Raw genomic sequence first — 11,721 nt, 5'->3', positions numbered from 1 at the left:
GAACCAATAGCCGCCGTCACCCCAAAAACGGATATGTACCCAACCCCAACCCCAAAACTTTCTTAGGTGAACCGCATCACTCCAATGATGCGAGAAAGCGGCTTTTAAGGCTCTTTCGGCGGCTGCGCGGGTGCGGCGTACCACTTGTCCCGGGGCACGCATTTCTCCTCTTGGGGATCGGCAAAGTAATGCGGCGACATGATCTGCACGCCGTACTCGTTGAACACATCCTGGATGTTGCCGTGCAACACGCTGAGCAGCTCCGCGCGCGGACGCGGCTGGCTGGGAATCGCCTGGGCCACAAGGCGGTACTCGGGATAAAAATCCGACAACGCAGTCTGGAACACCTGGGGTACGGGGTCTCGAAGAATTCCGGCAGTGCGCCTGGCCGCCTCCAGCAACATCGCTTCGACCTGTCGCCACGGCGTGTCATAACCGATGGTGACCGTGGTATCGACCACATAGCCGGCGCCTTGCACTGTTCGGGAATAATTCTTTGTGACGGAATTGGTGATCATCGAATTAGGCAAGGTCAGCACCTCCCCCAGCCCCGTGCGGATACGGGTAGTAAACATCCCAAGCTCCGTCACCGTGCCTTCATACTCGCCGATCCGCACGAACTCACCGGGGCGTAGCGTGCGGGTGTACGTCAGGATCAAACCCGCCGCGGCTTGTCCGACCACACTGGAAGCGCCAAGGGAAATCATCAGGCCGATCAGTACCGACAGGCCTTTAAAGGCGTCAGTGCCCGCACCCGGCAGATAAGGGTAAGCCATCGCCAAAGCGAACAGCCAGATCGCCAGGGAAGTCAGGCGCGTCGTGGGTTGCAGCGTTTCATGATTCAACCAACTGAACGTGCCCGGGGTTGCCATGCGCCGCAGCACTCGCCGACTGAACGCCGTGGCGCCACGTGCAATGAAGAAAATCGCGACGGCGACACCAAGTCCTGGGATCGCACCGATAATGCCTTCGAGCAAATAGCGGGCGACGTCCAGCAAATAGTTGTTGAGGCTTTCACCCCACGGCCGGGTATAGGGAAATCGTGACAGGACAAACCCCAGCCATTCATAAGTGAGGAGCAGCACCACGAGCCAGCGCAGCAGCCAAAGCAGTCGAGTGACCAGCGGATAGAGATAATTGGCATCAATAATCTGCACTCGCCCGACCTTCAAGGTTTGGGCATGACGGTGCATCAAGTCGGGCAACTGCTTGAGCAGACTGCGCCGCAGCCAAGCCATGCCCCACAGCAGTAGGCAATAGATGAATGTCGCCAGTGCAGCGGCGCCCAGTGCCTTGAACATCAAGTGCAGGCTTCGCGCCTCCTGGGTTTCGGCAACCACCCGCCTCAGATTTTCAGCGGCGCCTTCCGCGGCCTGGCGGACGGAAGCGTATTCAAGCGTGTCGACATCGTTGGGCGAGACGATAAAAGCGCGCTTGGCACCTAATAACACCAGATAACTGTTCTGGACCGGATCGAGCGTAACGGTTAAATCATCCATGTCTTCGAGCGCTTCAGTGATCACGGTTTTCGCCCGTTTGGCCCGCAACGCCGGCACCTCTCCCAGCAATGTGGCACGCAACACCATAATGCTGCGATTCGCCACTTTGAGCTCGGCCGGTGGTGAATCATCAGTCTTCGGGGCCTGTGCGGCATACGAAGCAACGGACCCAAGCACGCCCAGAACAACAACCAGCATTGCCAGCGCTCTGCTGCGCATCTTTGAACTCCTTTTTCCCGGAATCGCTACGTGTCGCAGCGTAGTTGAGCGAAACAAACCTGTCAGATTTCCAAGGCGTTCCACCCTGGATGAACACGCCGACAGTCGCCCTGCCCCCAACAGGGATAGCCGTAATACTGACAGCATTTCCCCAGCGAAATAGAACAGGAAATCAGCTGCTGACAGGCTGGAAAAAGACCGATTGTCGGCTGCCAGAGACCTCTGGCTCGCGGTTCACAAGATGATTTTTCGTACAAACAAGAACTTAGATAAGCACCAAAAAACAAATAGTTGCACCCACTGATTTAGGCATACCACTCATCGTTCATTTTCTTGACGCAATGCCTTCGGTCTTCTTAGCTTCACGTTACTACCCCCGGAAATACCACCCGGGGCAACCCGAAGACTCCCGCGAAATCGGGCGGCCAGCGGCTTGCCTCAATCCATTCGGTCGCCCCTCATTCGGGGTAGGAGAGACGCCAAAGCGAGATACGGCATGCGATTGCAAGGTAGACCGCCATGAAAACTTCATTCACCCGACAAGAGATCAAAGTTACCTTTTGCACTGTCTCCAGCTCACTGCTGTTGTGCTCATCCATCGAGGTTCAGGCGGGTCCCACCGAGGATGAATCCACACCTTGGTATCGCCAGGATGTTTCAGTCCTGAGTTTGCCTGCCAACGCTCTCTCCGCGCTCTACCCGGGCCACTTCAGCGCCGGTTCCGATACCCGAAGCTCACACCTGACGATCGAAGACGCCGCACCATCGGCGTGGGATCAGGTGTATGGGCAAGCGTCACGGCAAGCGCAAACCGATTTTATGGCACAGAATTCTTCAATCTCCGGCAGCTCCGAACTCAAAGGTCCGGCGATCCTGACCCTTCGAAGCGATAGCGGGCGCACCCAGCAGGTCGGGCTGATCGGCGGCATGACGCTGGTACAAGGCAACAGCAACGGGCTGTTGACCAATCGGGCGCTGGCCGACCCTGCCAATGACACCCTCATCCTTCGAGGCCAGAGCTTCGGCGCCTACTGGAGCCTGACGGGTGAACAAGGCTGGCACGTGGACTTGACCGCCAGCGGCGGCCGTGTCAACGGCTATAGCCGCAACGATCAGGGCGCGCGGCAGGCGACTGAAGGCAGCGCGGTGACGTTGTCGGTGGAAGGCGGTTACCCGATCGGTCTGAGCGATAACTGGGTGATCGAACCGCAAGCGCAGTTGATCAACCAGCGCATCACGCTCGATACGCCTTATGCAGGCTCGGGCAATGCGTCGTCGAGCGATGTGACGTCCTGGAGCGGCCGGGTCGGCGCACGCTTGAAAGGTAGCTACGATATCAACGGCCTGCCGGTCGAACCCTATGTGCGGACCAACTTGTGGCACACCGTTTATACCGGCAATACCGTGACCCTCGATCAAGTCGACAAAATCAGCAGCAGTCGCAACTCATCGACCGTTGATGTGGGCTTGGGGTTGGTGGCGCGGGTAACGCCTGCGGTGAGCCTTTACGTCAGCGCCGATTACAGCAGTGTCGTGGACCAAAATGATTTGAACGGGCTGATTGCGAGTCTGGGTGTGCGGATGCGCTGGTGAGGAAGCAGTTTCGAGACATGTGTGGTCTGGGCGGACGCCATCGCGGGCAAGCCCGCTCCCACAGTGGGTTTGTGTGGTACACAGAACCGGTGTGGGAGCGGGCTTGCCCGCGATGGGGGCGACGCGGTTTTAGATCAGCCTTCCGGGCGCAGGATCAATACCGCCAGCGGCGGCAGATTCAACACCAGCGAAAGTGGTTGCCCGTGGCTTGGTTCTTCCTCGGTAAACGCTCCGCCGCTGTTACCGTAGTTGGAACCGGCATACATCGCGGCGTCACTGTTGATCACCTCGCTCCAGCGTCCGGCGATCGGCACGCCGATGCGATAAGCCTCACGCGGCACCGGCGTGAAGTTCGCCACCACCAGCGCCGGCCGGCCATCCTTGCTCCAGCGCATGAACGCGTAAACGCTGTTGATGGCATCGTCGCCAATCAGCCACTGGAAGCCTTGCGGCGCATCATCCTGCTCATGCATCGCCGGTTCTTCGCGGTACAAGCGATTGAGGTCGCCAACCAGTTTCTGCACACCCTGGTGTTCCGGGTACTGCAGCAAGTACCAATCCAGTTGCTGATCGTGATTCCACTCGCGCCACTGGCCGAATTCGCAACCCATGAACAACAGTTTCTTGCCTGGGTGCGCCCACATGAAACTCAGATAGGCGCGCAGGTTGGCGAATTTCTGCCAGCGATCGCCGGGCATCTTGTCGATCAGTGAGTGCTTGCCGTGCACCACTTCATCATGGGAAATCGGCAGGATGAAACGCTCGGACCAGGCATACACCAGGCCGAAACTCAGCTCGTTGTGATGATGGGCGCGGTACACCGGGTCTTGCTGGATGTAATGCAGCGAATCGTGCATCCAGCCCATGTTCCATTTGTAATCGAAACCCAGGCCGCCCTGTTGCGTGCTCTGGCTCACGCCCGGCCACGCGGTGGATTCTTCGGCGATCACCATTGCACCGGGGGCTTCGAGATTGACCACGTCGTTGAGGTGACGCAGGAAGTCGATGGCTTCCAGATTCTCGCGGCCGCCATGACGGTTGGGCACCCACTCGCCGGCCTTGCGCGAATAGTCGCGATAGAGCATCGAGGCCACGGCATCGACCCGCAGGCCATCGATGTGGAAATGCTTGAGCCAGTGCAACGCCGACGCCAGCATGTAGCCGTGCACTTCGGTGCGGCCAAGGTTGTAGATCAGCGTGTCCCAATCCTGATGGAAACCTTCCATCGGGTTGCCGTACTCATACAACGCGGTGCCATCGAATTGCGCCAGGCCGTGGGTATCGGTAGGGAAATGCGCCGGCACCCAATCGAGGATTACGCCAATGTCGGCCTGGTGGCAGGCGTTGACGAAGGCCGCAAAGTCATTGGGCGAACCATAACGCGCGCTCGGGGCGAATTGCGACAGCAGCTGATATCCCCACGAACCGCCGAACGGGTGTTCCATGATCGGCATCAGTTCGATGTGGGTGAACCCAAGCTCTTTCACGTACGGAATCAACCGCTCGCCGAGTTCGTGCCAGGTGTACTGGCGTGCCACTTCGCCCAGATCATCCAGTTCGCACTGCCAGGATCCAGCGTGCAATTCGTAGATCGACAGCGGTGCACTCGGACGTGAGCGCTCAACGCGTGACTCCATCCACGCCTGATCCTGCCAGTCGATGGTCAGCGGCGGTGCGACTTTCGATGCCGTGTCCGGCGGCAGCGAGGTGGCCAGAGCCATCGGGTCAGCCTTCAGCGGCAAGATGCCGTGGGCGCCCAGAATTTCGTACTTGTAGGCCTCGCCTGCCTGCATGCGCGGAATGAACAACTCCCAGACCCCGGTCGGATGACGCAGGCGCATCGGATGCCGGCGACCGTCCCAATTGTTGAAGTCGCCCACCACCGACACGCGCTTGGCGTTCGGTGCCCACACGGCGAAACGCACGCCATCGACACCGTCGACGTTTTTCAGCTGCGCGCCGAGGCAAGCGCTCAGGTCCCGGTGGTTGCCTTCGGCGAACAGGTACAAGTCCATTTCGCCAAGCAACGGGCCGAAGCTGTAGGGATCCTCGGAGACCTGCTCGCCACCCGCCCAACGGGTTCGCAGCACGTACGGCTGAGCCCGGTCGAAATGCCCGACAAACAGGCCCGGCGTCTGCGTGGCCTCAAGGATACCAAGCTCTTGCCCGGTGTCCTTCGCCAGCACGTGCACGCTGAGCGCGTCCGGCAAGTAAGCACGAATGAATTGCCCACCGGCGCCATCGCCGTGGGGGCCAAGAATTGCAAAGGGGTCGTGATGTTCAGCGCGCACCAGCGCGTCGATATCCCGCGACCTGGGCAGCAGCGCCTCTTTAGCGTGACCCTGTTCCTTGTTCGAGAAACCCATAACTACTCTCCACCAAGATCGGAAAAGGGTTTAAGCCCACTCAATAATCCAAACAAACCATGCAACGGCACCGGCAACCACGTGGGGCGATTTTCAGCCTCATACGCCACCTCATAGGCCGCCTTCTCCAGACCGAACAACGCCAGCGAAGCGTCCTCGCCTTCCGGATCTTGCCATGCATGAGCAAGACTAGCTGCCGCCAGCCGATAAGCGTCGACAAATGCCAGTTTTGCATCATTCAAATAACGGTCGGCTACCCGTTGTCGTGCCGCGCGGGCTTGGGCGGTGTTGTCGACGTTTTGCACATTGATCGCCATTGCCGCGGCGTAATCGAAGGAGCGCAACACGCCACTCACATCTTTATAGGGGCTGTGCTTGCCGCGGCGTTCGCTCAACGGCCGCGCCGGCTCACCCTCGAAGTCGATCAAGTAAGCGTCGCCCTTGATCACCAGCACTTGCCCCAGGTGCAAATCACCGTGGACACGAATGCGCAGACCACCCACTGCCTTTTTGCCCAATTCCTGAACATGGCTGAGGATGGCTTTTTTGTTGTCCAGTAAACGACTGACCAAGGTTTTGTCCGCAGGGTTCAGTTCGTTTTGATGCTCTTTGAGCAGTTTCAGCGCGTGGTCCACCTGCGCCGCAACGTCCTTGGCCGAGGCCAAGGCCTCTTTTTGCGTGGTGACCTGCGGGGCGAAATCGCGGTTATCGGTAGGCGCAGCCAGCACCTGATGCATCTCGCCGAGTCGTTGGCCGAGCATGCCGGCGAAGTCCTTGAGCTCGCCCAGCGCGTTGTAATGCTGTTCCTGCTCCGACATGGCGTCGGCCAGTTCATCGCGCAGTGCCCGTTCGAGGTTGTTCTGGGTCCATTCCCACGCGTCGCCCTGATTACTCAGATAGCCTTGAGCAATCATCAGCAGATTGTCTTCACCGTCTGCATCGCGGCGAATCACCGAGCCCAGCAGCGGCGAGATGTTGGCGAAACCGGCCTGGGTCAGATAGGCGCTCATCTCCAATTCCGGGTGCACGCCCGTGGCGATTTTACGGATCAGCTTGAGCACCATGCTCTTGCCCACCACCACCGAACTGTTGGATTGCTCGGCAGACAGGTAACGCACTTCCGACTCGGCCGTCAGGCCCAGCTTGTTCAGCTCGGCGGTCGGTTCGAAGCGGATCTCGCCGCCATCCGACGGCAATACGGTGCGTTCCTGCATGCCCAGCACCACCGCGCGGATAAAACTTTCCAGGCTGAAGGCATCGGTGATCAGGCCCACTTGCGGCCCTCGTCGCACCCGCGACAGCGCCAGTTGCTGCGGCAGTGCCGGTCCGACCTGATCATCGGCAATAAAGCCGAACGGCAGTTGGTAGCGGCTGGTCTGGCCACCACTGGTGACCTCGATCTCGCTCAGCAACACCGGACGCTGCGCATCACCGAAGCGCACGCCGTAGGCCAGGTTGACCTTCTCGATGGCTGCATCCTTGCCGGCAAACCAGCGACGGTTCTGCAGCCAGTTCGGCAAGATGCTCTGCTCCAGCGTGCCGCGTGACGGCGCTTCGAGCAGTTCTTCCATGCGTTTCTTCAACACCAGGGTGGTGAAGTCCGGCAGGCTTTGTGCCGGTTCAACGTGCCAGCTTGGCATTTGATTCTCCGCTGCGAGTCCGAACCAATAGAAACCGTAAGGCGCCAGGGTCAGCAGGAAATTCAGCTGACCAATCGGCGGGAAAGCATTACCGCCAAGCATCTCCACCGGCACCATGCCGACGTAGGCCGACAGGTCCAGTTCCGCCGCTTGCGCGCTGCGCGACACGTTGGCCACGCAGAGGATGATTTCGTGCTTGCCGTCCGGCCCGGTGAATTCCCGGGTGTAGGCCAGAATCCGCCGGTTGGTCGGCGAAAGCATTTTCAAGGTGCCGCGACCGAACGCCTTGGATTGCTTGCGCACCGCGAGCATGCGCCGCGTCCAGTTCAGCAGTGAATGCGGATCACCGGCCTGGGTTTCGACGTTGACCGACAGGTAGCCGTATTGCGGATCCATGATCGGCGGCAACACCAGGCTCGCCGGGTCGGCGCGGGAGAAGCCGCCGTTACGGTCGATCGACCACTGCATCGGCGTACGCACGCCGTCGCGGTCACCGAGGTAGATGTTGTCGCCCATGCCGATTTCATCACCGTAATACATCGTCGGCGTGCCAGGCATCGACAGCAGCAGGCTGTTGAGCAATTCCACACGGCGACGATCACGCTCCATCAACGGTGCGAGGCGACGGCGAATGCCCAGGTTAATCCGCGCCCGACGGTCGGCCGCGTAGTAATTCCACAGGTAATCGCGCTCCTTGTCGGTGACCATTTCCAGGGTCAGCTCATCGTGGTTGCGCAGAAAAATCGCCCACTGACAGTTGGCCGGAATCTCAGGCGTCTGGCGCAAGATGTCGGTGATCGGGAAACGATCTTCCTGAGCCAGCGCCATGTACATGCGCGGCATCAATGGAAAGTGAAAGGCCATGTGGCATTCATCGCCGCTCAGGCCCTTTTTATCAGTGGTACCGAAATACAGCTGAGTGTCTTCCGGCCACTGATTGGCCTCGGCCAGCAGCATGCGGTCGGGGTAATTGGCGTCGATTTCGGCACGGATCTGCTTCAGGACATCGTGGGTCTCTGGCAGGTTTTCGTTGTTGGTGCCGTCGCGCTCGATCAGGTACGGAATGGCGTCCAGCCGCAACCCGTCGATGCCCATGTCGAGCCAGTAGCGCATCACCGACAACACGGCTTTCATGACTTGCGGGTTGTCGAAATTCAGGTCCGGCTGGTGGGAGTAGAAGCGGTGCCAGAAATACTGGCCGGCGACCGGGTCCCAGGTCCAGTTGGACTTCTCGGTGTCGAGAAAGATGATACGGGTGCCGTCGTATTTTTGATCGTCATCGGACCAGACATAGAAGTCCCGCGCCGCCGAACCGGGTTTGGCTTTACGGGCGCGCTGGAACCAGGCGTGCTGGTCGGAGGTGTGGTTGATGACCAGTTCGGTGATCACCCGCAGCCCGCGTTTGTGGGCCTCGGAGATGAACCGCTTGGCGTCGGCCAGGGTGCCGTAGTCAGGATGCACGCCACGGTATTCGGCAATGTCGTAACCATCGTCGCGCCGCGGCGATGGGTAGAACGGCAACAGCCAGATGGTGTTGACGCCCAGGTCGGCAATGTAATCGAGTTTGGCGATAAGGCCGGGAAAGTCGCCGATCCCGTCATTGTTGGAGTCGAAAAAAGACTTAACGTGAACCTGGTAAATCACCGCATCCTTGTACCAGAGCGGGTCTTTGATAAAGGTGGCAGCCTTGGGTTTCTTCGCCATTTGTAACTCCTGTTGAATTCGAAAAAACGCTGAGCCGATCACCAACCTCAAACGCGATGATTACCTGTGGGAGCGAGCTTGCTCGCGATGGCGGCATTGCCTTCAACACTTCTGTTGTCTGACGCACCGCTATCGCGAACAAGCTCGCTCCCACAGGTCCTGCGTCTAAACGGTGATGCGCCAGATGCCGAACGGCTGATAAGCGGGGTCGATCCGCATGGACTGGTACTTGCCGTGCCAGGTCCAACGGTGGCCGCTCATCAAGTCTTCACCATGGGTGATGGCGTCGTCGGGCAAGCCCATTTCCCACAGCGGCAATTCGAAGTTCGCCTCCTGCACGTTATGCGGATCGAGGCTGACGGCCACCAGAATGAAGTTGCTGCCGTCCGCACTGCGCTTGCCGAAATACAGGATGTTGTCGTTCCACGCGTTGTAGACCTTCAAGCCCAGATGCGTATGCAGCGCCGGGTTTTGCCGGCGGATGCGGTTGAGCTGGGCGATCTCGGCAATGATGTTGCCGGGGGCATTGAAGTCCCGAGGGCGAATCTCGTACTTCTCGGAATTGAGGTATTCCTCCTTGCCCGGCACCGGCGCGGCCTCACAAAGCTCAAAGCCCGAATACATGCCCCACAAGCCAGAGCCCATGGTGGCCAGCGCAGCACGAATGAGAAAACCGGCACGGCCGGACTCATGCAGAAACGCCGGGTTGATGTCCGGGGTATTGACGAAGAAGTTCGGCCGGTAGCATTCGCGCCATGGCGACTCATTGAGCTCGGTGAAGTAAGTCGCCAGCTCCGTTTTGGTGTTGCGCCAGGTGAAGTAGGTATAGCTCTGGGAATAACCGACCTTGCCCAACCGCGCCATCATCGCCGGGGTAGTAAAGGCTTCGGCGAGGAAAATCACCTCGGGGTACAACGCCCGCACATCGGCGATCAACCATTGCCAGAACGGCAGCGGTTTGGTGTGTGGGTTGTCCACGCGAAAGATCTTCACGCCCTCTTCGACCCAACCGACAACGATGTCGCGCAATTCCACCCACAAACTGGGGATCGCGTCGTTGGCGTAGAAGTCGACGTTGACGATGTCCTGGTATTTCTTCGGTGGGTTCTCGGCGTATTTGATCGTGCCGTCCGGGCGCCAGTTGAACCAACCCGGATGCTGCTTGAGCCATGGATGGTCCTGGGAACACTGGATGGCGAAGTCCAGGGCGATTTCCAGCCCGTGGCCAGCCGCCGCCGCGACCAATCGGCGGAAGTCCTCACGAGTACCGAGTTCGGAATGAATCGCCTCGTGCCCGCCCTCCTCGCTGCCAATCGCATACGGGCTGCCCGGATCGTCAGGGCCGGCCGTCAGGGAGTTGTTCGGGCCTTTACGGAAGCTGCGGCCAATCGGGTGGATCGGCGGGAAATACAGCACGTCGAAACCCATGTCCTGGATCATCGCCAGGCGCGAGTGAACGTCATTGAAGGTGCCGTGGCGCGCAGGGTCGTCCGTGATCGAGCGCGGAAACAGCTCATACCAACTGGCAAACTGGGCCAGCTCGCGCTCGACATCAACCGGGTACTCGGGGCTGAGGCTCAAATAAGCGCGATGATCGGCCTGCGACATCAGGTCAGCACTATGTTGGTGCAGAAACAGCGCGACCTGTTCGGCTTCGAGCAGACCGGACAATTCATGGTGCAACCCCGCGAGTTCTTCGCTCAACGGCCCTTCGGAACGCTCGGCCGCTTGCTGAACCTGATGCCGCCCTTCCTGCAACTCCAGGCTGACGGGCACACCGGCCACATGCTTTTTCTCGATCTCATAACAGAAGCTGGCGTACTGATCGATCCAGGCTTCGATACAAAACACGTAGCGACCCTGATGCTCAACACGGAACTGGCCTTGCCAGCCGTTATTGCCCAGTTCAGTCATGGTCTCGCTTTGCCAGATATCGTCACCATCGGCCTGCCAGCGCACCCTGACGGCCAGTTTGTCGTGACCGTCGGCGAATACTTTGCTGGTCACCACGACGTCTTGCCCCACCACCGCTTTGACGGCGAATTGGCCACCGTCGAGGGTCGGCATGACGTTTTCAATGGCGATGCGCGGCAGCAGCAACGCCTGCGATAGCGGCATGTGCGGGTTGTAGTACAACTCAGTCGGTTTTTCAGCAGTCATCGAGCATCTCTCCTTTACGCCCCATGGACGCTCATGTGTCTGGTTTTCATTCACACGCAATCGTCTGCTCCGGAATGAACTCACTTAGGTTCCGAGCGACAGCGCCGGGGAAAAGTTCACGCCCATTTACCGGGAATCAATTCCGTGACCTGTGGGTCAACAAACTTAAGCACGACTTACGCCATGTACCACATTGAGGTTTCAATCATGAGTATCCCTATCCCCGCCGAGACACCGGACCCGAACATCGACCAGCCGACCATCCCGCCGACGGACCCGACACCGGTGCCCGAACAAGAGCCGCCGGGAACCACCCCGCCGCCTCGGGAAGAGCCTCCGGAGACCATGCCGCCTGTCATTGTCAGCCCGCAGTGAAGATCATTCCCACGCTCTGTGTGGGAATATCCAATAAATATGTACGCAAAAAATGTGAATCGGTCTATCCAGTGACTACGAACGCTTCGGGCACCTTACCGTCTGTCGGAATGTCTTTATCATTACAAAGTAACTATTAAAACCAAGCCCACACACATTTACGAA

At 59.1% G+C, this 11,721-nt stretch carries 6 protein-coding genes; 2 read left to right on the top strand and 4 right to left on the bottom strand.

Annotated elements, in window-relative coordinates; genetic code table 11:
- Window positions 1-104 precede the first annotated feature (104 nt).
- Window positions 105-1,718 (bottom strand): mechanosensitive ion channel family protein, encoded by a 1,614-nt coding sequence (locus QRN31_RS07190; protein WP_285431057.1) that lies wholly within the window; start codon window positions 1,716-1,718, stop codon window positions 105-107.
- A gap of 519 nt (window positions 1,719-2,237) precedes the next feature.
- On the opposite strand from QRN31_RS07190, the gene QRN31_RS07185 reads away from it, so the two are divergent.
- The gene (locus QRN31_RS07185) at window positions 2,238-3,311 is read left to right on the top strand and encodes an autotransporter domain-containing protein (protein ID WP_285431055.1); all 1,074 of its coding nucleotides are present in this window, start codon (window positions 2,238-2,240) and stop codon (window positions 3,309-3,311) included.
- Window positions 3,312-3,445: 134 nt separating this feature from the next.
- On the opposite strand, the gene glgB is transcribed toward QRN31_RS07185, so the two are convergent.
- The 3 genes from glgB to QRN31_RS07170 form a co-directional block, all read right to left on the bottom strand.
- Entirely contained in the window at window positions 3,446-5,677 is a 2,232-nt protein-coding gene (gene glgB, locus QRN31_RS07180; protein WP_285431053.1) for a 1,4-alpha-glucan branching protein GlgB, read from the bottom strand.
- A 2-nt stretch (window positions 5,678-5,679) separates the two neighbouring features.
- Window positions 5,680-9,021, bottom strand: a complete 3,342-nt coding sequence (gene treS, locus QRN31_RS07175; RefSeq protein ID WP_285431051.1) for a maltose alpha-D-glucosyltransferase — start codon at window positions 9,019-9,021, stop codon at window positions 5,680-5,682.
- A 165-nt stretch (window positions 9,022-9,186) separates the two neighbouring features.
- Window positions 9,187-11,181 carry an alpha-1,4-glucan--maltose-1-phosphate maltosyltransferase gene (locus QRN31_RS07170; protein ID WP_285431050.1) on the bottom strand — a complete coding sequence of 665 codons (1,995 nt, stop codon included), beginning with the start codon at window positions 11,179-11,181 and terminating at the stop codon, window positions 9,187-9,189.
- 207 nt (window positions 11,182-11,388) lie between these two features.
- Between QRN31_RS07170 and QRN31_RS07165 the strand changes: the two genes are divergently transcribed.
- Window positions 11,389-11,556 (top strand): hypothetical protein, encoded by a 168-nt coding sequence (locus tag QRN31_RS07165; RefSeq protein ID WP_285431049.1) that lies wholly within the window; start codon window positions 11,389-11,391, stop codon window positions 11,554-11,556.
- Window positions 11,557-11,721 lie beyond the last annotated feature (165 nt).

It is taken from the genome of Pseudomonas sp. fls2-241-R2A-110 (assembly GCF_030209165.1).
Taxonomy (GTDB): Bacteria; Pseudomonadota; Gammaproteobacteria; order Pseudomonadales; family Pseudomonadaceae; genus Aquipseudomonas.
This window is presented reverse-complemented; position numbering and strand designations above follow the sequence as displayed.